This window comes from Butyrivibrio sp. XPD2006, assembly GCF_000420865.1.
GTDB lineage: Bacteria > Bacillota > Clostridia > Lachnospirales > Lachnospiraceae > Butyrivibrio.
The window spans coordinates 36,985-59,791 of sequence record NZ_ATVT01000002.1 but is presented as its reverse complement, the minus strand read 5'-3'; the positions used below and the strand labels follow the sequence as shown (position 1 = coordinate 59,791).

23 protein-coding genes, 1 tRNA gene and 1 riboswitch are annotated in these 22,807 nt (G+C 41.1%); of the genes, 22 read left to right on the top strand and 2 right to left on the bottom strand.

The features are described from left to right. The first annotated feature begins 149 nt into the window (after window positions 1-149). The 14 genes from G590_RS20330 to G590_RS0102225 all read left to right on the top strand — a co-directional run bounded on the left by G590_RS20330 (window position 150) and on the right by G590_RS0102225 (window position 17,708). Entirely contained in the window at window positions 150-1,826 is a 1,677-nt protein-coding gene (locus G590_RS20330; RefSeq protein WP_022764056.1) for a flagellar hook protein FlgE, read from the top strand. A gap of 230 nt (window positions 1,827-2,056) precedes the next feature. Then, window positions 2,057-2,144: riboswitch (cyclic di-GMP riboswitch) on the top strand. A 289-nt stretch (window positions 2,145-2,433) separates the two neighbouring features. Next, the gene (locus G590_RS0102285) at window positions 2,434-3,183 is read left to right on the top strand and encodes a hypothetical protein (RefSeq protein ID WP_022764055.1); all 750 of its coding nucleotides are present in this window, start codon (window positions 2,434-2,436) and stop codon (window positions 3,181-3,183) included. After that, window positions 3,176-3,754, top strand: coding sequence for a signal peptidase I (gene lepB, locus G590_RS0102280; RefSeq protein ID WP_022764054.1), 579 nt, complete (start codon window positions 3,176-3,178; stop codon window positions 3,752-3,754). Before G590_RS0102285 ends, lepB begins: the two co-directional genes overlap by 8 nt. 174 nt (window positions 3,755-3,928) lie before the next feature. Next, window positions 3,929-9,274, top strand: a complete 5,346-nt coding sequence (locus G590_RS0102275) for a Spy0128 family protein (protein WP_022764053.1) — start codon at window positions 3,929-3,931, stop codon at window positions 9,272-9,274. A gap of 61 nt (window positions 9,275-9,335) precedes the next feature. Continuing rightward, window positions 9,336-10,769, top strand: a complete 1,434-nt coding sequence (locus G590_RS0102270) for an isopeptide-forming domain-containing fimbrial protein (protein ID WP_022764052.1) — start codon at window positions 9,336-9,338, stop codon at window positions 10,767-10,769. Window positions 10,770-10,926: 157 nt separating this feature from the next. Beyond that, window positions 10,927-11,781 carry a class C sortase gene (locus G590_RS0102265; protein WP_022764051.1) on the top strand — a complete coding sequence of 285 codons (855 nt, stop codon included), beginning with the start codon at window positions 10,927-10,929 and terminating at the stop codon, window positions 11,779-11,781. A gap of 10 nt (window positions 11,782-11,791) precedes the next feature. Further along, window positions 11,792-12,901 (top strand): Cna B-type domain-containing protein, encoded by a 1,110-nt coding sequence (locus G590_RS0102260; protein WP_022764050.1) that lies wholly within the window; start codon window positions 11,792-11,794, stop codon window positions 12,899-12,901. After that, the gene (locus tag G590_RS20325) at window positions 12,898-13,548 is read left to right on the top strand and encodes a sortase (protein ID WP_022764049.1); all 651 of its coding nucleotides are present in this window, start codon (window positions 12,898-12,900) and stop codon (window positions 13,546-13,548) included. The genes G590_RS0102260 and G590_RS20325 overlap by 4 nt, the downstream gene beginning before the upstream one ends. Window positions 13,549-13,732: 184 nt before the next feature. Then, on the top strand, window positions 13,733-14,512 hold the full coding sequence (locus G590_RS0102250) for an adaptor protein MecA (RefSeq protein ID WP_022764048.1): 780 nt from the start codon (window positions 13,733-13,735) through the stop codon (window positions 14,510-14,512). A gap of 1 nt (window position 14,513) precedes the next feature. Continuing rightward, window positions 14,514-15,317, top strand: coding sequence for an arginase (locus tag G590_RS0102245; RefSeq protein WP_022764047.1), 804 nt, complete (start codon window positions 14,514-14,516; stop codon window positions 15,315-15,317). 45 nt (window positions 15,318-15,362) lie between these two features. Then, complete coding sequence (locus G590_RS0102240) at window positions 15,363-15,695, top strand: hypothetical protein (RefSeq protein WP_022764046.1); 333 nt, start codon at window positions 15,363-15,365, stop codon at window positions 15,693-15,695. 1 nt (window position 15,696) lies between these two features. Beyond that, the gene (locus tag G590_RS18110) at window positions 15,697-16,824 is read left to right on the top strand and encodes a CapA family protein (protein WP_022764045.1); all 1,128 of its coding nucleotides are present in this window, start codon (window positions 15,697-15,699) and stop codon (window positions 16,822-16,824) included. An 11-nt stretch (window positions 16,825-16,835) separates the two neighbouring features. After that, window positions 16,836-17,486, top strand: a complete 651-nt coding sequence (locus G590_RS0102230; RefSeq protein ID WP_022764044.1) for an HAD family hydrolase — start codon at window positions 16,836-16,838, stop codon at window positions 17,484-17,486. Between the two features lie 138 nt (window positions 17,487-17,624). Continuing rightward, a tRNA-Leu gene (locus G590_RS0102225) sits at window positions 17,625-17,708 on the top strand. Between the two features lie 467 nt (window positions 17,709-18,175). On the opposite strand, the gene G590_RS0102220 is transcribed toward G590_RS0102225, so the two are convergent. Next, entirely contained in the window at window positions 18,176-18,973 is a 798-nt protein-coding gene (locus G590_RS0102220) for a hypothetical protein (RefSeq protein ID WP_022764043.1), read from the bottom strand. Between the two features lie 152 nt (window positions 18,974-19,125). Between G590_RS0102220 and G590_RS0102215 the strand changes: the two genes are divergently transcribed. The 7 genes from G590_RS0102215 to G590_RS0102185 all read left to right on the top strand — a co-directional run bounded on the left by G590_RS0102215 (window position 19,126) and on the right by G590_RS0102185 (window position 21,694). Then, a complete protein-coding gene (locus G590_RS0102215) occupies window positions 19,126-19,314 on the top strand; it encodes a DUF6462 family protein (protein ID WP_022764042.1) in 189 nt (62 codons plus the stop codon). Between the two features lie 18 nt (window positions 19,315-19,332). After that, window positions 19,333-19,467, top strand: a complete 135-nt coding sequence (locus tag G590_RS21755; protein WP_022764041.1) for a hypothetical protein — start codon at window positions 19,333-19,335, stop codon at window positions 19,465-19,467. A 24-nt stretch (window positions 19,468-19,491) separates the two neighbouring features. Beyond that, window positions 19,492-19,884: a hypothetical protein gene (locus G590_RS0102205; RefSeq protein ID WP_022764040.1), complete on the top strand. Its 393-nt coding sequence runs from the start codon at window positions 19,492-19,494 to the stop codon at window positions 19,882-19,884. A gap of 240 nt (window positions 19,885-20,124) precedes the next feature. Continuing rightward, on the top strand, window positions 20,125-20,397 hold the full coding sequence (locus G590_RS0102200; protein WP_022764039.1) for a hypothetical protein: 273 nt from the start codon (window positions 20,125-20,127) through the stop codon (window positions 20,395-20,397). 186 nt (window positions 20,398-20,583) lie between these two features. Further along, window positions 20,584-20,781: a hypothetical protein gene (locus G590_RS0102195; RefSeq protein ID WP_022764038.1), complete on the top strand. Its 198-nt coding sequence runs from the start codon at window positions 20,584-20,586 to the stop codon at window positions 20,779-20,781. Between the two features lie 173 nt (window positions 20,782-20,954). Further along, the gene (locus tag G590_RS0102190) at window positions 20,955-21,464 is read left to right on the top strand and encodes a terminase small subunit (protein ID WP_022764037.1); all 510 of its coding nucleotides are present in this window, start codon (window positions 20,955-20,957) and stop codon (window positions 21,462-21,464) included. A gap of 8 nt (window positions 21,465-21,472) precedes the next feature. Beyond that, window positions 21,473-21,694 (top strand): hypothetical protein, encoded by a 222-nt coding sequence (locus G590_RS0102185; RefSeq protein WP_022764036.1) that lies wholly within the window; start codon window positions 21,473-21,475, stop codon window positions 21,692-21,694. A 293-nt stretch (window positions 21,695-21,987) separates the two neighbouring features. Here G590_RS0102185 and G590_RS18105 read toward each other — a convergent pair whose 3' ends face one another. After that, complete coding sequence (locus G590_RS18105) at window positions 21,988-22,266, bottom strand: hypothetical protein (protein WP_022764035.1); 279 nt, start codon at window positions 22,264-22,266, stop codon at window positions 21,988-21,990. 258 nt (window positions 22,267-22,524) lie between these two features. On the opposite strand from G590_RS18105, the gene G590_RS0102175 reads away from it, so the two are divergent. Continuing rightward, the gene (locus G590_RS0102175; RefSeq protein WP_022764034.1) at window positions 22,525-22,803 is read left to right on the top strand and encodes a hypothetical protein; all 279 of its coding nucleotides are present in this window, start codon (window positions 22,525-22,527) and stop codon (window positions 22,801-22,803) included. The last annotated feature ends 4 nt before the right edge of the window (window positions 22,804-22,807 follow it).

Here is a 22,807-nt window from a genome sequence, read left to right as displayed (position 1 = left end):
AAAAATATGACGGAGTATATCCGTTCTTCTTTTGATATGTAAAAATCTTCAGAAAAAGGATTTCGATTAAGTACACGGACGTACGCAGGAGAGATTACCAAATTGCTTTTGGATGCACAGGGCATCCGGTGATCGGAGGTACGTGTACTATGATGAGATCAATGTGGTCAGCAGTCGCTGGACTTAAAACCCATCAGCTTGAAATGGATGTCATTGGTAACAATATTGCCAATGTTAATACAACTGCATATAAATCTCAGGCAACAGGCTTTGCTGATATTCTTTATCAGACAGTCAAAAACGGTACAGGTGCCGGACAGGCTCTTGCATCAACAAATGCCGCCCAGGTTGGTCTTGGTTCTAAGGTGAGTTCTGTTTATACCAACATTACAAAGACAGGATCCATGCAGACAACTGATAATGTTCTTGATCTTATGATCACGGGAGATGCCTTCTTTACCATAAGCGGTACCAGTGGTGAGGAGCTTTATACAAGAGACGGAACAATGGATATTGATGCAAACGGAAATCTTGTTATGCGCAGCACCGGATATTATGTAAAGCACAATGTCGGTGTTGGACTTGTTGGCAACGGGTTAGCACGATCACTTATCTGCGATGAGACTAAGACGATGCCTGGAACAGCTACTACAGCATCTTTTTGGAAGGGTAATATTGACAGGGATGATACAGACCTGATAGAGGGAAAAAATCTGGCTCTTGAAGTTTATGGAAATGATGGTGAAACATACACACTGAAGTTTACAGTTACAGATAATGCCGATGGAAATGAGAATACATACCAGGTATTGCTGAATCAGATTGTAGATAAAGACGGTAATACAGTTTCCGGGAATAATGAGCATAAGCTGCTTTTTAACTACAATCCCAGTGACGGAACTTTAGATGGAATTATCGATATGTCGAGAATGAAAGTATCCGTTGAAAATAATGCTATAGTAGCCAACGATATTGTATACCCATTCCCAACAATTGAGAGAACAGTAAACGGAGCGGATGGAAATCCCTACATAGTTGATTTTGGCATATATGAAGATGGCGATGGATTCCTTGTAAAGGTCAATCATGTAACAGACACAAACGGATATACAGTCGACGTAGCTGATGAGGGTACAAGGCTTGAATATGATCCTGTTACGGGATTGCTTGTTCGTGCAGGAGAAGGTGGAAGTACATTTACATATGAGTTTCAATCTCCTGTTGATGAAACAGGTGAAAAGCTTGTTGACTGGGAAGTGGGGCCTGTTGCATTTGATTTTTCTGGCTCCCATGTTTCTATAGCTGATGCGACATCGTATACTTTTACATTTAATGGTGATGCATCAGTTATCGGTCCTCTTACAGTTGATTTCTCCAATACCACCAATTATGCAAGCCCGAACGGAGCAGGCCGTTCAAGTATTTATGCATATAAGGGTGATACCAGGGGGCTTAACCAAGGCTATCCTGACGGAGATATGACGGGAATTTTCTTTACAGATGACGGATCGATTTACGGCAAGTACTCCAATGGACAGGATCAGCTTCTGATGCAGATTTCTTTTGCGAGATTCCCTAATGCGATGGGACTTGAGAAGGCTGGTAATAATCTCTATAGTGCTTCCCTTAACTCGGGAGATCCTATGTACTACTATGTAACGGAAAATGGAGGATATTTGTCATCAGGAGTTCTTGAATCCAGTAACGTTGATCTGGCCAAGGAATTTACCGACATGATCACCACACAGCGCGGCTTCCAGGCCAACAGCAGAGTCATCACAACATCCGATGAGATGCTTCAGATTCTAAAGGGATTAAAACGATAAAGCGTTTGCTTTTGGAAACTATAAAAAACTTTACATTCTATTGAAATTAATATTCGTAGAGCTGGAGCGGGCTCCAGCTCTTTTATTGCGAAAACTGTGAAAAAACTGTGAAAAAAAGGTTGTCAAAGTTAAAGTTATGTTATATATTTAACTCACGCGATAGGGGAAAACGTGATTAAAAGTAATTGTGTGTAGGGTAGTTCTATTTTCTTGAGTTAAGTTTTATCTTAGCAGAATAAGGGCAAAGCCATCGTGAGATGGTGACGCAAAGCTAAAGGGTCTTAACACATATATGTGAGAAGACAGCCAGTTGCTGGTGCTGGTATAAAACGGCACCATAGAAAATGACCATGGCTGTTTGTGTAAACAGCAGGTCTATTTTTTTGGGTTTTTAGTACTATCAGTTTGTTCATGGAAGAACGTGCAGTTTGAGGGAACTGCAAGAGTACAAGGAAAACAAAAACTATACCAACATGTGATTGGACTTATTTTTGCGTGCGCCTTTTTTGTGTGTAATTATGAAGACAAGGGTACCATGCACTTAAAGTCCGTGCATGATACCCTTTTTTGATGCAGTTATGAATACCAATAGGCAAGGAAGGCCAAAATGGCAGAGGTAAATCTTAAGAAACTTAGCAGGGCAGAACTCCTTGAGATGATGATCAACTTCTCTGAGGAAGCCGAGGCGGCTAAGAGACATGAACAGGAATACAGAGAAGAACTCGAAAGAGAAAGGCTGCAGATGCAGCAACAGATGGCCGAGGAAAGAGCAGCAATGCTCAAGAACTTCGATGATGAAAAGGCCGAGATGAGAGCCAAGTTCAATGAACAGAAAGCTCAGATGCAGGCGAAATTCGACAAGGACATTACAGGACTTAAGGCCAGACTTACAAGAGAGAAAAATGAACTTCAGCTTCAGGTTGATGATTCACTTTCCAAAATAGAAAACTCCGGAAACCTTGCAGAGGCTTCACTGATGATTGGAGGTATCCTGGAGTCAGCACAGAAGGCAGCAGACCTCTACGTCAAATCCTTACAGGATAAGGCAAAGGCAGAATACGAAGATTTCCAGAGGGATCTTGCAAACGCGAGAAGACAGCTCATTCCGGCACAGCCGGCTGAAACTCCTAAGGAGGAGCCCAAGGCTGAACCGGCTGCAGAGACAGCTGAGCAGGTAGAGGAAGAAAAGCCCAAGAAAAAGACAACAAGAACAACCAAGGCTAAGACAACAACGACTAAAACAACTAAGGCTAAAACAACTAAGACAACTAAGGCTAAGGCAAAAGACAGCGAGGAAAAGCCAAAGACAACAAGAACTCGTAAGAAGAAAGAAGAAACAAGCGAAACTGATGAGTGAAGAACAGAGCTTAAGACCCTCGGTTGATGATCTTAGGAAAGAGCTTAAGAGGGAGAACAACAAAAAAGAATATCGAAAAGTTCTACGAAACACCTTGATAGTAGTAGTTACGGTAGCAGCACTTGCAGTTTTGGTATCGAGTTTCTTTGTAACTGTACTGAAGGTTACGGGAGATTCAATGACACCGACACTGCAGACCGGTGAGATAGTTATAGCTCAGAATCAAAGCTCTTTTGAACCGGGTGATCTTATGGCTTTCTACTATAACAACAAGGTCCTGGTAAAAAGAGTTTTAGGATCTCCGGGAGACTGGATCAACATAGATGCTGACGGAGTAGTATCAGTCAACGGGGTTGAACTTCCCGAGGATTATGTTTCAGACAGAAGCCTGGAACCGACCGATATTGAGTTTCCGTATCAGGTTCCGGAAAACAGATATTTTGTTCTGGGTGATCACAGAAGCGCATCCATTGATTCAAGATCAAGCGTAGTTGGATGTGTTACCAGAGAACAGCTTATTGGAAAGATCTTTTTCAGAGTATATCCGTTTAGCGAATTTGGAGGACTGTAAGATCAAAATTACAGCTAATTTTTTTGGCCTTATGAAAAACCAATGATTTTGGGTCATAATTCAAAGAAAAATTTGCTAAATAACGAGTTTTTATGATTGCTCTCGGGGAGTTTATATAAAGTTTAGAAAGTTCAAGTAAAGTTTAGGGTTTTAGAAGGTTAGGAGCTTAGGTAAATGCGCAAGGTAGATGAGAATCGCGCCAGAAATTACATAACAAAGCACGAGAGATACAAGAAATGGCTGGTATTTGCTCTTTGTATCTCACTTTTGACAGGTACAGCAACACTCTACATGCTGAACAAACCTGCAACAGCTATGACAGAGGATGCTTTAGAGACTGTAGGCGTAGTTGTTCCGACAGCTGATGCGGAATTTGAGCAGGAGCTTATTGAACTCACTCAGGAAAACAAGCTGCAGCAGACAAGTGCTGGTGAGAACAACTCGGAAGCGTCTTTGGAAGGCAGCTCGGGTGACGAATCAGTGGATGGTGATGAGACCGGTGCTGAGGGCGATGATGCGGCTAACCTTAACGGAGAAGATCCTGATGCTTCAGATATCGAAGACGAGAACGGCGAATCAAAAGAAGAGAACAATGCATCTGTAGATGAGCTGACAGACGAGGAAAAAGCTGAGCTCGAGGCAAAAGAGAAAGCAGAGCTAGAGGCAAAAGAGAAAGCAGAGCTCGAAGAAAAAGAGAAGGCTGAAAAGGAAGCCAAGGAAGCAGAGGAAAAACTTAAGAACGCAGAAGCGGTTGAGCTTTCAGAGGATATAGTTCTTACAGTTTCTTATATTGATGAAAACGGTGATGCTCTTGCAGATGAAAAGGAGATCAGTCTTACAGACAGTATCGACTTCTCAAGCGAAGCAAGAGAGATTGAAGGATATGTATTCAAGGAGGCAACCATTGACGGTGCAGTGATAACAGTTATCACTGCCAAGCAGGATGCCGATGAGCATAAATACTACGAAGTAACACTTGCAAGTGGGGACGTAGTAGAGATCAAAGAAAATAAGACAGTAGTTCTCACATATACATCTGAGAATGTTGAAGAGGAAGAGGTTGTCGCTGCAGAATCAGTTAAGCTTACAGCCAGATATATTGATAGCAATGGCGAAGAGATTCAGGAAGCAGCAGAGCTTAATATTACAAAAGAGCTTGAGTTTAACGAAGATTTTGAGGAGCTTATCGACGGATATTTCTACGAGGGAGTTTTCTACGAGGAGAGCGAAATAGCCAGGATCACTCCGGTAGTTGCAGAACAAGAGACAGAAGCTGAGACTGCTGATGGAGATGCTGAGGAAGCTACAGAGAGCAGTGATGAGTCTGAAGAAGCTGCTGAGACTTCAGAAGTTCCTGAAGTAATAGTTACAGGCTATGACATCACAACAAAGAGTGGTGATGTTATCTCAGTTACCGAGGATACAGAGATTACTTTCAAGTATCTCAAGGCTTGTGAAGAAACTGAGTTTGCTTTTGAAGACAGCAAGATAACAGTTAAGATCGCAACCACAAGAAGCGGAGTATTCCCTGAAGGAATCCAGCTCAAGGTTGCTGAAGTTACACCTGAGTCATCAAACTACAATTACGATGCATATCTCGATGCACTTAACGAGAATGCTGATGCTATAGCAAATGAGTCCGGCAAGGACGGTGCAGAGACCTTCAGCGAGAACAACACCCTCATGTATGATATTGCATTCATCTATGAGGACAAAGAGATCCAGCCTAAAGAGGGTTCAGTTATTGTAACCATGGAGTTCAAGGACCAGCAGCTCTCAGACGGACTTGCAGCAGAGAGCAACGAGGATCTTGCAGTTGTACATCTTCCTATCAAAGAAGAAGTTAAGGAAGCTACAGAAATTGCAACAACTGAGGAAGCAACAGATATCACATCAGAGGATATCAAGGTTGAGACCCTTACAGATGCTTCAGCAGAGGTTGGAGATGAGCAGAAGGTTGAGTTTACTTCTGATACCTTCTCCGTATTTGCGGTTATTGCTTATCAGAAGCATGATCCCGGAACGGACACATTCAAGTCGGTTCTTGGTGATGCAGTAAACTTCGGTATTACTTCATATCAGATTTCGGTAAATGAATCTGAGACTAACTTTGCATCAAAGATAGTATATGCAGATTCTCAGACAGGTAATGATATGACTAACCCTGCAGAGCAGACATTTATCGCAGCTTCTATACTGGGTAATTTCAGGCTCAAGGGAGAAGATGCATACTTCATGGTTCCCAGTCAGTACAGAAGTAATGTGAGCCATGAGAAAGGTGCAGACCATATCAAGCTTGATACAACATATACAGAAGCTGAGCTTGGTGGTGTTGTTGATGACATGATGGCATATGTAAGAAATGCTTCTGCAGATCTTGCAACAAGAAAGCAGACCGCTTTCTTCCAGTCAACTACAGCAGGTTCTCTGTTTAATATCATCGATACGACAAGCTATGCTGCAGGAACATATTATGTGACTGTAGATGACAGTAACCTTTACAAGATAACAGGTCAGAATGGCGGACTTACTATTATGAAGAATTCTGATCAGACCATTGTCTTCAATGTAGTGGCTTCGGGAAGTGTTGGGCTTCAGAAGTACATTGTGGTTAACGATGGTGTGGAAGCAGGATCTGATACCCTTGAGGGAACTCATGAAGACAAGGTTGCCAGAACAATTATCTGGAACTTCCCTTATGCAACCGACGTATACAGTGCCGGTAGCGTGGCAGGTGTTATGATCTCCGGACAGCAGAATGCAACCTGGACCAACAAGGAGCCTTCATCCGGATGGGTAGTATTCCCTAATGTAGTGATCGGGGGTGAGTTCCACAATACTTATGATGAGGTTCAGCAGATAAGCGGAACAGCACAGTTCCAGGCTTATAAGAATGTAGACGGAAAACCTTCAAAGGTAAGCGGATTCAAGTTTACTCTTTACAGATGGGATTTTGATGCCAATAAATGGATTGCAGTTGAGACAGTTAAGAATACAGAAGAAAGTCCTGAGTATGTAATATTCGGTTCCATCGGATATGGAAACGAAGCAGATAAAAAGAACCGTCCCAATTACCAGTACACTACACTGGGAGTTGGCGAGACAGATACCTTCTACTATGCTATCCAGGAGACAGATGGTTCTACTGACAGCGAAGGTAAGGCATATTCACCTGATACTACAATTTTCTATGCATCAGTTGATGTGACCTGTCAGAAACTCAATGAATATACAGACACAACCTTCTACAGAGTAAGCGCTCCTACATATTACACAGATCCATCTTACAGCCAGAAGGTTACAGGTATTCCGACATTCAAAAACACAACAAAACGCGGAAGTGTTGGTATTTCACTTTATAAGTATTTGAATGATGGAGATCCCGGAAATCAGAAGTTCAGCTTTACAGTAAGAAAGATCCAGTCAGACGGATCAATGAAGACTATAACAAGTGAACTGACAAATGATGGAAAAGATATTAATTTCTCCGTCGACTATACTTCTGCGGATCTGTACAGATATTTGAACAGTACAGGATATTCAGAAGGTAAGCTTTGCCTGATCATTACTGAGAATGATGTAACCAATGCATCAGGGTCAGATGTAAAGAAGGATAAAGGATATATTTTTGTAAGAGTAGATAATCCTGGAACGTCTAACCAAAAGATAAACTATTACAAGGTTACACAGGAGCAGATTGCACAGGACGTAAATATCAGTAGGATTGAATCTAAAGAATCTCAGTATTCAGACAAAGGTACTTACTTCAAGGCTATTGCAACAGGCACTAAATACTGGATAGATCCGACCCAGTATGCTGAGAAGCTTGCTTTCTTCAATACAGGCGGTGGACAGCTCAGAATCCACAAGATGGTTGTTAATGCCTTTGGTTCGGATTTTGTAAGAAATAATACCAAGACTGCTATGCTAGCCAATATTTACTTCCGTGTCACAAATCTCGATACCGGAACCTATTTGGTTATCAAGGGATTTGTTGATATCAGGAATGGCAGGGATAGAACTTTTTACGATTCGACCGGAAAGAGCTATAAGGTAACGTATAACAATAACGCGCAGTGGACAATATCAGGTCTTCCTGCCGGAAGATATCAGGTGGAAGAGGTTGCTGACGGACTTACTCTTGGATATGATGCTAATTCTAATAGCAGCTATGTGATTGAGAGTACTCCTCTTTCAAGAGTAACCAAGTACGATGTTACAACGGACTCAAATACCGGAGCTGACAATTACGGTACAGGAGGACAGAACCTTCGAAAGGTCTATTCAAAAGATCTTAGTAACCACTATGACACAGCTCCTGAAGCTCATGTTGGCGGAGAAGTTCAGACAGTCCAGGTATGTAACTATTACAGTATTCCTGTAGGACCTATTGAAATCAGTAAGAACTTCATTGGTGGTACTTGGGGAACTGACAAGTCCTTCACCTTCCAGATTGAGGCAGATACAGAAAAGGGCTACAGAGCATGGGATAGCTCTAACAGTACTGTTAATCTCGCTAGTCAGCCTATGCCTGAGAAGACGCAGGTAACAATTACAGGTGATGGAGTAAATAATACTCAGGTAGCAAGCTTTGGGGCAGTACCTTTCAGATATGAGGGTGATTACAACTACAAGATAACTGAGGTTGAGGGTAATACTCCCGGCGTTAAGTATGATAAAACTGTTTATTATGTAGAAATTCAGGTTCGTAAGAAATATACACAGTTCAAGAAGGAATATACCGGCGAGAACATGTCTAATCCTGAGAACTACGACACTAATGTTGATCTTTACAATGAAACCGAGGATTTCTTCTATCTTGGAGCTGATATTTATTATAGGGATAGTGAAGGAAACACATTGGCTGTTTGCAAACTGACACTTCCCGAAAACCTGAAAACGTTTATGAACGCTGATTACAATTTTGATATGACATGGTCAAATACAAACGGCGTTCACGATGTTGCTTTCAATAACACTCTTACAGGTAGTCTTACTGTAAGCAAAGAGTGGATTGATATGTCAGGTAATGTTAATAATAACGGACATTCAGCTCTGCCGCTTGATATCTGGCAGAGATCTGCAGGAAGCAGCGAATGGAAGCTATATACAGGAACAACAGTGGTGCTGTCATCCGATAATGATTGGAAGCAGACAGTTACAGGACTTCCGCTTTATGATGATGCAGGTAATGCATATGAGTACTGCGTAAAAGAGTCCGATTCCTACCTTGCTACTTACGCAGTTGTATATAAGTACAATGGGCAGGAGTACTTCGCTGAAGGTCAGAACAAGATCAAGGTTGGCGGTGTTGAAACCAAAGATACCGGATACCATATGACCTTCAATGAACAAACAGCAAGCTACGGCGATGTTGTTGTCAGCAACAGAAATGTTGTGACAAACGTTATTCCTTCAACCGGAGGAGTAGGAACTACATGTTATGTAGCAATCGGCGCGCTTTTGATAGCGATAGCCTTTGCGGGAATGATGCTCTTTAGAAAGAGAAAGTCATTCTGATATAGAAACAAAAGTAACAAAGCAACAAAAAGCAAAAAACAAGATTCAAAGGAGAGGAAACATGAAAGGAATTAAGAAACTACTCACAGGAATTCTTGCTGCCACCATGATCATGGGTGCTAGCTTAACAGCATTTGCAGCAGAGGACACAGTAAGCATCACAATCGAGAACGAACTCAAAGAGGGTGCTGATGGTGTTAAGACTATCGACTACACCTACTACCAGTTCTTAAAGGCTGAGGTTATCAGTCTTGATCAGAACGGTGCATCACAGAGTGGCAGCGCAGTTTATTATGTAGAGTCAGAAGCACTTGCTGAAGCTCTTCAGAACACAGGAGTATTCAAGTACACAAAGGCTGCATCAAACACAGAGCGTTACTACATCGAAGCAACAACACAGGATGCACAGGCAATTGTTAATGCACTTAACACAGATGATATGAAGCCACTTGCTATTTCAACAGGCACCTTCTCATCAGGCGCTGACAGAACAGCTACAGCTTCAGGTCTTGAGCCCGGTTACTACCTTGTTCTTTCAAGTCTTGGAACAAAGGCAGCTCTTCAGACACTTGAGGATGTAACAATCAAGGAGAAGAACGAGGATACAACTGTTACCAAGGATGATAACATTGATGTTGATGCTATGTTCGACAAGGAAGTTGAGTACACAATTACAATCAAGGTTCCTGAGTCTCCTGCAGAGAAGGACATCGAGGTTGTTGATACTGCAACAGCAGGTCTTACACTTGACAAGAACGTACTTGTAAACGGAGAGGCTTATGACTGGTCAGTATGGAGCGACGGCGTAGCTACAACTAAGGATAACAAGGCTGCATTTGAGTACAAGCTTACAATTCCTAAAGATACAGTAGTTGCAAATGCAGGTGAGAATATCGTTCTTACATACAAGGCAGAGGTTAACAAGAATGCAGTTGTTTATGTTCCTGAGCAGAACACAGCTTACATCGTATATGACAACAACAAGTCTGCTGAGACTGTACCTGTAACAGTTAAGACACTTGGTATCAAGATCATTAAGTACACAATGAACGGTAATGAAGAGAAGAGACTTACAGGTGCTGAGTTCACACTTTGGGATGCTCTTGAGGGCGGAAACCAGATTGCACTTGTACAGGAGACACTTGCAGACGGCAAGGTTGGATATCGTCCCGCTAAGGCAGGCGAAACAGCAGCTACATCAATCGTAGTTGATGAGAACGGTGAAGCTTTTGTAGCAGGTCTTGATGACGATGCTAATTACTACCTCCAGGAGGAAGTAGCTCCTGCAGGATACACAATGCTTGATGAAAGATTTGAAGTAGTTATGGACAGAGACCTCACAGAGTACCAGCCTGTTAAGATCCTTAACAACACTGGTCTTGTACTTCCTTCAACAGGTGGAATCGGAACAACTATCTTCTACATCGTTGGTGGTGTTCTGATCGTTGCAGGAATCGCTTACTTTATCGTTCGCAGAAAAGCTAACGCACAGTAATTTACGATATTTGGTATTATAGTTTTAGGGTATGAAAAAGTTCTAAATAAATTGAATCTTGTTTCGATAAATGAAACTGACTGTATTATCCGGGAAGCCTCCGGGCTCCCGGAAATACAGTGCTGATTCAACAACAAGCGAGAACAAAAGTATATAGATGAGTAAGAAATTAAAAAAACAGATTCCCAATATAATATTCGGAATTATCTTTCTTGTAGGACTTGCGGTTTTTTTATACCCATCGGTGAGTAATTATATTAACAGTAAGAACCAGAGCCGTGCTATTTCTTCCTATCAGGAAGCCTTGAGCTCTTTTACCGAGGAAGATTATTCAAAGCTGTGGGATGCAGCTTATGCTTATAATGAAGCTCTGGTAGATAAGAGAATGAACTTTGAACTCAGTGATGATGAGCTCAAAGAATACAACAGCATCCTTGATGCTACAGAAACCGGAATTATCGGTTATATAGAGATAGAGAACATAGGAGTCAACCTGCCTATCTATCACGGAACAGATGAATCTGTTCTTCAGGTTGGTATAGGACACTTGGAGGGAACATCATTCCCTACGGGAACCACAAGCACCCACGCAGTGCTTTCCGGACACCGAGGACTTCCGTCCTCCAAGCTTTTTTCTGATCTTGATCAGATGATCGTGGGAGACACATTTTTACTGCATATATTGGATCAGACCTTTGCTTATCAGGTGGATCAGATAAACATCGTTCTTCCTGAAGAGACAAGTGATCTGGCAATCCAACCCGGAAAAGAATACGTCACGCTGGTTACCTGTACGCCTTACGGTGTAAATACACATAGGCTTCTGGTGAGAGCAAAGCGTGTTGATTATAATGAAGAAACAAGACTGATCGTTCCTGCGGATGCGATCAGATACGGAAATTTGGTAGTTGCTCCATTTATCGGAGCACCGCTGCTTCTTATAGCATTTATTATATTTATGGTGCTCACCTCAAACAGAGGAAAAAAGAAGAAAAAGGCAGCAAAGAGTTAAGAGGATAGTTATGAAGATGCTAGGAAAGAATATTTATATTCGAATAGCCGCAATTATCACCGCAGTATTTATGGCGTTGATGTTGCCCGGAGAGATGGTTTTTGCTTCTCCTGTGTCTATGGCAAAAATAGACATGTCCCAAAAGGGAAGTCTGACCGTGACACATTTATCGGTGGATGAAGAACTGATGGGCAGTGTCCCTTCACATCTTTATCTGGTGGCAACCATAGACGATAACGGGCAGTATACAATAACGGATCAGTTCAGAGGTTTCTTCTCGGACCCTGACTGCTTTAACAACGGATATAATTACGACGCCTGGAAGAACTATGTGTCATATGAACAGGCAAGCGATTCCGATAACCTGCTCACCTATGTCAGAGATAACAATATTTCTCCGGTGGCAGAGAAGGTGTCAGATGCAGATGGCAAGACACATTATACCGATCTTACTCTTGGAGTATATTATGTTTTAAGCGACAGGGTAGATGCGGATGGTTATACTCATTCATTTGTTAACTTCCTTTATCCGGTACCAATCCTGGAGATGACATCATCGGGAAATATAAACATCAACTACAACCCTTCGGTTTCACCCAAGAAGTCCAAGGTAGGAAACGTACATTGCAACATCCGTAAGAGATGGAATGATTCGGGTTATACAGAAAACCGTCCGTCATCAGTTACTTTCAGAATTTACTGTGATGGCGAGTTCATGGAAGACGTAACACTTTCATCAGACAATGACTGGTTCTTTGAGTGGAGCAAGGAAGGAGATCATACCTTCTCAGTAGAAGAGATTGACGTACCTGCAGGTTATAGCAGCAATATGGAGATCGTCCAGGACGGACATCATTTCCAGTTTGTGGTTACCAACAGCTATAATCCACCATCAACACCACCTGATACACCCGGTAATCCGGGAACACCTGACACACCGGACACTCCGGGATTTCCTGATCTTCCTGAGGTACTTGGTGCCATAAGAGACCTTCCACAGGTACTTGGTGCAAGAAGACTTCCTCAGACTGGCCAGCTTTGGTGGCCGCTTCCAATTCTTGTTATTGCCGGCGTATTTATGATCGTCAAAGGCATCAAGAAGAACAGTAAGAACGCATGAAAAAAATTCAAGGTTATATTTATATAGTAATTGGAGTTATTTTAATATTTACTGCTGCATACATCGTTAAGCACAATTTTGACGAGAATGCCAAGGCCGGAGCTTCATCTGATGCACTCCTTGATGGCGTTATACAGCAGATGCCTAACAAGGTTCTTCCCGGAGATTTTAAAGGACCGATGCCCATTGTTGATGTGGAGGGCAGAAGTTTTATTGGAACAGTACAGATACCGTCACTGGGTCTTTTGCTTCCTATACAGGATGAGTGGAGCAATGACAATGCCAAGGTCTCTGTGTGCAGATATAAGGGATCGGCTTATGACAACGATCTTATCGTCTGCGGACACAACTATGTGGAGCATTTTGGAACTCTTAACGAGCTTCAGACCGGCGAAGAAGTCATTGTAACAGACATGAACGGTATAAGCTTCCACTATGTGGTTGCCAATATTGAAACTCTTGGAGCTTATGATGTTGAAGAGATGGAAGCAGGAGAGTGGGATTTTACCATGTTTACCTGTACCATCGGAGGTTCAAACCGCGTGACTGTGCGTTGCGAGGCAACGGGCGAGATCAGTGAGACAGGGAGCGAGCCTGATGTCATAAAGGCTGCTGAAGAGAGTAAGCACATAAGAAAACAGAATTAAGAAGTAAAGCATCTGCTATTGGTAAAAAGGCCGTGGCAGATGCTATTTTTTTGCATTTGGGAGCCGATATGTATTGTATAAAATCTTAATAGAAATTTTAGTCCTCTATTGTGGACTGCATCTGGGCAGAGTAATATAATTAACTTGAGGAAGAAGCCACATTTACAGAAAGGAGATGATGCAAGTGATCATAGTAAAAATGAATGAAACAACAGTAGAATGCAGTATCGCAGCATCAGAACTCCATGAGATTGGCCTGACTCCGGAAGCGGTTGTTAATGGCGCAGAGAATACCACATCTTTCTTTGCCCAGCTCAACAAGGAAGTTGGAGCTCAGCTCGATTATGACCCTGAGACCGAGGTCATGATGATGAGCAAGAATATGATGATGGATGGAAGTGTCCGTATCTTCGCCGTTAAGATGAGCAATGACGACATCCAGAGAGCAGCTGACAGGATCCGCGGCGCAGCTGAGACAATCCTTAAGACACTTACCCAGGAAAGAGTGGATGAAGTCAAAAAGAAAACCGGAAGAGACAAGGGTGTTGCACTTAATGAAGTGATCACCAATGTCACCGATACGATTAACAGAATTTACGGAAGAGACTATGAAGGTGTGCCCAGCCAGCAGCCCCAGGAGAGCGATTACAGCTACCAGCCTCTTTCCGAATATGCTAAATATATGATGGAGTTTGATGATTTTGAGGATGCAATACGATTCTCCAAGGTTGTACAGAAGCTCCCTATCGTCGATTCAACCCTCTACAAACACAAAGACAGGTTCTATCTCATTGCAGGTCTTATGTCTTCTGATGACAGCACGATCTACGACATGAGAAGAGCGGGAGTAGAGTATTCTGAGATGCTGACGGTCAATGCACCGGAGGCTATGTACATTGAGGAGCACGGAGATTGCATAATCAGAGATGATGCCATTATCCATCTGGCCGATCTTGCGAAGTGATATGAATACTAATGTGACGATACTAAATTTTTCAGGAATCTATGATCATGAGAGCTTTTATCTTCAGGATAAAAGCTCTCGTTTTGTTGACATGAAGGACATTTCGGGAACCAACTGTTATTGCGACGATGAGGCCAAAAAAGAGATTTTGAGCAGGATTTCGGAGGACTATGGGGACGATGAAATGTCTTTTGCCCGTGGTGTGCATTTCATTGATAATGGCAACTATCACTACATTTCAGCACTGTATACCGGAATGATAAAAGAGCCGTTCTCACTTGTTGTCCTGGATCACCATCCCGACATGCAGGCTCCGATGTTTGATATTTTGTCCTGCGGAGGATGGGTGCTGGACGTTATCAAAAATAATCCGTTTGTGAGGGATATTCACATAATAGGAGCTGACAGGGGACTAATAGACGAGCTTGATGAAAAGGACAAAAAAAGGGCAATATTTTACGATCTGGAGGATGTCTTTTATGATAACGGCACAATAAGGCTTCCGGATACAGAAAATCCCGTTTATCTGTCTGTTGATAAAGACGTGCTTAAGAGGGATGAGATCATCACTAACTGGGACCAGGGCGATATGACAACAGAGAGGCTAATGGATTTTGTCAGGGCGCTTTTTATTACAGAGAAAAAGAACTTCGGGCGAGATATAATCGGTGTGGATATCTGTGGAGAATGCACACCTGAACAGGAGGAATGTAATGTCGATGAGGCGATTTTGGGCAACGACCGTTTCAATCTGAAGATGGTACAACATATAGGGAATTTGGTGACGGAATTGCGATGCATGTGATATTATAAAAATGTCTTTTACTATAAACTATATGTTGGAGGGGATATGGAAAAAAGATTCAGAGATTACTTAAGGCATCTTGAAAAACTTGATTTTGACGTTATCTCAGAAGAGGAAATATGGGAAGAGCGCGAAGGGCTTGAACTTAAGCTCACGGAGATCCATCAGGAGATGATGAGGATTCTTATTCCTATGATGACGTTTCTCATCTGCGCCTGCATATTCCTGGCTGTAGCTTTTGTGAATTTCTTTGTCGGAAGCTTTATCGGAGCGGCTGTTATGGCACTTGCATGTGCTTATCTGGGACTGCAGTACAAGAACCTTGCCAAGGTGGTTAAACAGCTCTGCATATATATCGACAAGCTTACTGTGAGATGATATGAACGGTATCAATCTGATAGTTTCACTAATTGCATCTTTTGCACTTGCATCCGGCGCTTCGGTGCCGGAAAGTATTTCTGTAGTGATGGTTGGCGACATCCTTCTGCACACTCCCGTGGAGGAGGCTGCCGTGGACGCCGATGGAAACTACAACTTCGACTTTATCTTTTCCCAAACAAAAGACAGTATAAGTGACGCCGACCTTGCCCTTGTAAATCAGGAGGTGATAATCGGCGGTAAGGAGCTGGGCATCTCAGGATACCCGGCTTTTAATGCGCCCTATGAAATAGGGGATGCGCTATATGGCGCGGGCTTTGACGTGGTATGTCATGCAACCAACCATGCTCTTGATAAGGGTAAGAGAGGTGTTGTAAATACGCTGAAATACTGGGAAGATTCGCACCCGGAGATGACAGTGGTGGGGTTAAACGGATCGCAGGAGCAAAAAGATGCGGTAGATATAGTTGAAAAGAACGGCATCAGGATAGCAATTCTCAATTACACCTATGGGACCAACGGGATTTCGGCGCCTTCAGACATGCCCTATGCTGTGGATATGCTGGATGAGAGCAAGGTGAAAAGAGATCTCGAATATGCTGAAAATAATGCGGATTTTACTATTGTCTGTCCGCACTGGGGGACAGAGTATAATCTTGGCATCGATGGAAGTCAGAAGAAATGGACTGAAATTTTCAGGGCCGGTGGGGCAGATCTTGTTATAGGAACGCATCCCCATGTGATTGAGCCCATTGAGTTTATTGAAGACGATATTCCGGGACACGGCAATAACCATGGCGGCGGAGATGTGCTTGTTTATTATTCGCTTGGGAATTTTGTGAACTGGACTTCCGGGACAGGGGCAGGCACTACCAATCGCATGGTTGGAGGAATGGCACAGATAACGCTTGTAAGGGATCCTTCCGGAGAGGTCGTCGTTGCTGATAGCGGTGTCAAGGCGCTTGTCTGCCATGTGACGCACGGACATGAGGGAGTTGCGGTTTATCCTCTGGCGGACTATACTGAAGAACTGGCGGCATCAAATGCCATCAGGGAGCAGGATAGCTCTTTTACCATGCAGCAGTGTGTTGATCTGTGCAACAGAGTGTGGGGGAATAATTGGAAGTAGAGGACTTTTAAATGAAGTATAAAGCTGTGATTTTTGATATGGACGGAACGGTACTCAATACCATTGAGGACATAACAGATTCCGTCAATTATATACTGAAGAAGTATGACCTGCCTGTGCGCAGCGTGGACGAGGTGAGGCACTTTGTCGGGAACGGTGCAAGGGTACTGATGGATAAGGCGGTTCCTGAAGGAGAGGCGCATCCATTGTTTGATCAGATTCTGGCAGAGTACGAGGCTTATTATGAGGAGCACTGTAATATCAAGACCGGGCCTTACAGGCATATACCTGAATTGTTAAAAGAGCTCTCGGAGCGTGGGCACAAGCTGGCGATAGTTTCGAATAAGCCCATGGGCGCAGTTCAGGAACTCAACAAGGTTTACTTCGGAGAATATGTGCCGGTTGCAATCGGAGTAACCGACAAGCTCCGCAGAAAGCCATATCCGGATGAGTGTCTTTTTGCAATGGACGAGCTTGGCGTTAAAAAGGAAGAGTGTATTTATGTCGGCGATTCGGACGTGGATTTTAAGACGGCGGTAAATACGGGACTGAAATGTATATCCTGCTTGTGGGGATTTAGAACAAAAGATGAATTAATTTCTGCGGGCGTAAAAGATAATTTTTTTGTAAATGATCCACTTGAGATATTGGAGCTGGTATAACAAACCCGCATAAATACTGGGCTTGTGGCGATTTAGAATAATCGTAAAAAAGTTTATAAATTTTTGTTGACGTAATGGCCAGAACTTGTTATTATATAAAAGTCGTCGCGAGCGGTTAACGCTTCAGACGAACGGTTCGCGGAAGTGTCGGAATTGGCAGACGAGCAAGACTAAGGATCTTGTGATGCTTACATCGTGTGGGTTCAAGTCCCATCTTCCGCACTGATGATTAAGGTTGTTTATGTAGATACATAGACAACCTTTTTTCTTTGATTTTATCTGCATTTCAGAACCTACACATTGTTTATGGAGTGATATCTAATATCTTCTAAAATCCCCTGAATTTGAGCAAAATGATGACAGAAATGATGACGGCTTTGATGACAGTAAACCTCAGTATCAATGCGCTTTTACCCGTGGTGTAGGGGTTTATTTTAGGTGTTTACATCGGCGTGGGTAAGCACTCCGAATACTGAAAATATAAAAAAGGTTTACCCATAGAGGTTTTGTTACACCAATAAAAAGAGAATGGGGTGGTGCAAACACTTACCACAAAAGGCATATAAAAAGGATGGTGATTTATGAGAGTGAAAGAACAGGATTAATAGTTAAGAATTAAGCTCTTACTAGGAACAACGCATTCTGTTTAGGGGGAGTTAATCGCTCCTTTTATTTCTGGATATTGATTATCAATCATTTTCAGCTATTGATTCATATATAGTGTCTACATTTTCTAAAATATGTTGTGGAGAATATTTGAGAATAAGAGCATCACTTTTTACGTACTTTCTAATATGTGTTAATTCACTTTCGATATATTTTAGCAGTTGTTTCTTTCCTTGCTTCGTTTCTGATAAAGATTTCAATTCTTGTATGCTAGTGAGAAGCTGTTTAACATGGTGATAATATAGTAAATCCTGTGAGGTTTTTGCATTTGATTTGTATAGCGAATCAAGAATTTGATTGAATAAATCAGATGCGCTGAATTTCAGCATTTCTTTATTTCTAACTGGATCAGTGACAGTTTCGTTTGGAAAGACTTCTGATTTATCTTTTATAGTTGTTTCGAAGTTATGAGAGTGGCTATACTTGTACGATTGGAGCAATAGACTTATAAAGTTTTCATCTTGGATTATTTTCTCAAAGATTTCTCTTGTCGACTCTTTTTCCGATACTTCCATTAACACATCATAAGATTTCTTTGTGAGGGTGGATAAAATGGGTATTGATAGTTCTGACATTCTTGGATAATTGTAATCTCCTAGTAAATACCCAACATCTACGTTTAACAATGTAGCCATATCACGTATTTTATCTAGGCTAGGCAATTTTGCTCCGGTTTTCATATATTTATCATACGTATCAGGAGCAATGTTGAGCTTTTGGCAAAATGTGAATTTATCATATTCCTCAGATTCTTTTATGAGTTTCTTGATTCTGCTTTGGAAAACTGAATCTTCAGCACCATCTTTTCTACTTCTAGGCATTGATTTTCCTCTTTATTAGTACGATATATACCATTGCAAGATAAAATATTGCAATAATGGTGAATAAATGGTTTTTACTATACCAATATACCACGATACACTATAAATAACAAATGACGTGCGCACACAAATTTCAAAAGAAAGGAAAGATTATGAATAAATCTAAAGCAGTTAATCCATCAGGTGATTTTATAACCGCAACACAGGCAGCAGAATCAGCAAATATCGGCATTGCCACCGCAAAGAAGTACGCAGAACAAGCAAATGCGGTTGTGCACATTGGAAGATGTTACCGCATAGACAGATTAAAGTTTCTTGAATACATAGCTAATCAGAATTGAAAGGTGAGGTAAAAGAAAATGCCTGAGAATCTTAAAGCTATTACCAATCATGAGATTGATGAAATTGTTGGAACTATGAGCGGTATGTTCGATATGCCACATGAACAAGAGCAATTCTTAAAAGGTGAATTAGGGAATTTGCTGATTTCATAGCCGAACTGATAACGGAGAGGATGAATGAGTATTGAAGAATTATATGAATACAATATAGCCGAATCAGGCGATATGGCGAATGGTCGTCCACAATGGTATAAGTTATGGGTTGAGAAATATGCTACTGCATTGGACATTGAAAATCTCGATAGTGATCTTAGCCCCACGGAAAAAAATAAGTTGTTTGAGGAAATAGGAAAGGTATTCATAAATAGCCTGTTTTATTTTATGGGGCATGATGAGGGCAAATGGAGCGAATATAAACCAAGAACAAGAGATGGGCGTATTTTATGGAATGCTCTTAAGCGTGATATAGACCAATCATATCGAGATTATGATATGCGTGTTAAAAATGGTGCTAAAGGTGGTAGACCTAAAAGCAATTCCAATGATAGCACAAATGATATATTTCAATAAAACAAAAAAACCATTGGTTAGAATTGGTTAGTATTGGTTAGTATAGCTAACCTAATCAAACAGAAGTAAAGAAGTATAAGAAGTATAAGAGTAGAGGTATAGATAAAGAATTTAAGAATTAAAGAAAAGAGTATATGTATGTGTGACTTTGTAACACACTAAATCTAAAACCCTTATTTCTTCTGTAATCTGGTATTTCAAAACATTATCACATCCAAGCAAAAGAAAGGACAAGTAACAATGAAAAGTATTTCATATAGACAATTCGTAAGAATGAAAACTTCTGATAAATCAGGAAACCTTTTGGAACTAAGCAAACTGAAACGTGAGAATCCTGATGAGTTTAATGCTTACAATGCAGAGTTTGATATGGCTTATGACAGGATTCTTAGAGCCAACAATCTACATTGTGCCAAGTTGGATGGCGGAAAGTTGTTTACGGAAAAAACCATCCTAGAGAATTCAAATAATAAGTACCCTGATATGACTTTTGAGGAACTAAGGAAAAAATGAGAATCAGGACTTATAAATCCTTCAAGGGTTGCATGGAAGTAGTTACTCACTCTAACTTTTACAACACGCTTTATCGTACCCACTATGATGAGTGCGTTAAGCGACTTCACATGCTAGAAACCTTTGAACCTGAACAGTATAAACAATGGCTTTCTAGATGGAAAGCTGAAAGGTAGCGTATGTATTATGAAAAATACAATAACGCCAATATCAGCCAAGAATACAGAGAATACTTACAATCTTCCAAGTGGCAGCAGATTCGTGAGCGGATTCTTTGTCGAGATAATTTCCAATGCAGATTGTGCGGAAGTAAAGAACATTTACATTGTCACCATATCCACGGAAGATATAGATTTCATGAGGAAAATCATCCTGAATGTTTAATGATTCTGTGCGATAACTGCCACAACATGATTCATGATTATTGGAAAATCTGTGATAGTATCAAGGCTTTCTATGAAGAACAAGCACACAGGGAAGCTATGAAACGCGGATATTATAGGTGAAATGCTAAGTATCACGCTGATGATTGACGTTTAAAAAGATTGGAGCAACACATGAGTAACAAAAACAGTAATTACCCATCTAATCAGTTAAAAGACCTAAATGGCTCTGAATTTGTCGGCTCTACTGTTCGGAGTTTGGTTGAATTATCAAAATTGGGTATTCCTAAAAATGATCTAGAATTGGAGCAACGAATAACGGAATACTTTGAGCATTGTATTCAAAACAATTCAAGACCAGGGATTGAATCTCTTTGTTTATCTCTTAGTACCACAAGACAGAGCTTTTGGAAGTGGTGCGGTGGTGAAGGCGGTAAATCTAGAGAGTGGCAACATCAATGTTTACTTGCTCGGCAAGTGATTGTAGCTTTTCTTGAAAGCGCGGGATTGAGCGGAAAACTGAATCCGGCAACGTCCATATTTCTGTTAAAGAATTGGGCGAATTATTCAGATAGCAATAATATGACTATTGAGCCAGAAGATAACTCTCATTCTCTGAATGTGCGTGATTTACCGATTTTCAATGAGGATTCAGGAGAATGGGAAGATGGTACGGAAATGTGAGGTTGTATATGAGCAAGAGGTTAAGATATGAGGATGTAAAAAAATACTGCATTCCGAATCTCAGAGCAATTGATGATGATGGAAATGTTCATCCTGTTATAACTACGATTCAGGCACAATATGAATGGAATATTGAGTATCGTAGAGCAGAGTTTTATAGAAAATGTTGTATTGCAGAAGTAATCATTATTGGACTCTTATCAATAGCGGTTTTACTAAGGGGGGAATAAATAAGATGGCTTTAAGAACACCAATAAAAGCAATTAGAGCAAAGTGCATTGATTGTACAAACGGACAGAATATAGAAATTAGGGAATGCCATATAACAAAATGCCCTTTGTGGGAGTATAGAATGGGGCGTAGACCTAAAATGGATTCGCTACAGGGTACAGATTCAATGTAATACCGTTTTTTGAAGATTACTCCCCACGTAGCTAATGTTTTTTCAACGTTCATGTGTTAGGACGTATAAATCTCCATCCTGATGATTTATCAAAGATGTGCTGCCCTACGTGGGGGATAATCACTTTTTCTTTTTTGACTTCTTAGAATCAGCATTTACGACAGAAATTTCAATAGGCTTTGTTTCTACAGATTCGGTTACTACTGTAATATGCTTTGGCATACTATCTAATCTGGTATCAATAGCTTTCTTGATGAACTCGTTAACCTTTTCATTGCATGAATCGGCAGCAGCCTTTATTTGTTCGTATTTACTAAGCTGAACATCAAGAGGTATTCGCTTATAGTGATTCTTTGTATATTCCTGATTATATGCCTTTTTCTTTTCGTTATATGTCATCTAAATAGCTCCCTTCAAGGTATTCATTGATACTTACAAAAACATACTAACACTGTACAGTGTATTTGTAAACATTGTACATTGTATTATACATTGTACAATGTATAATGGTATTGAAAGGAGAACATAGAGAAGGGCGCAAGTGTTCGCACCACCTACGCCCAAGATGAATGATTAACCACACAAGCAAGTATGATAACCACAATCTGATTTTATTATAGCGGTTGTCATGCTGATTTCAAGAAAGGAATTATAACAATGAGATTTGATGATGTAAGCGTTATTACCGCTCTATACAATGCTTTCTTAAATGCTAAGAGTGATAAGACAGATTTTGAAGAAATTGATATAGAATCATCCGTTTTAGAGGATTTAATCCTTTCTCACATAAATACATGTGATGGAACTGTAAAGGATGAAATAAGAGCTAAAATACTTGATTTTGGAATTATGTGTGAAAAACAGGGCTTTATCTATGGCTTTAGTATGGGATTGGCATTGAGTGAACAAGCTAAATTCCTGAATGAGAGGAAGTGATAAT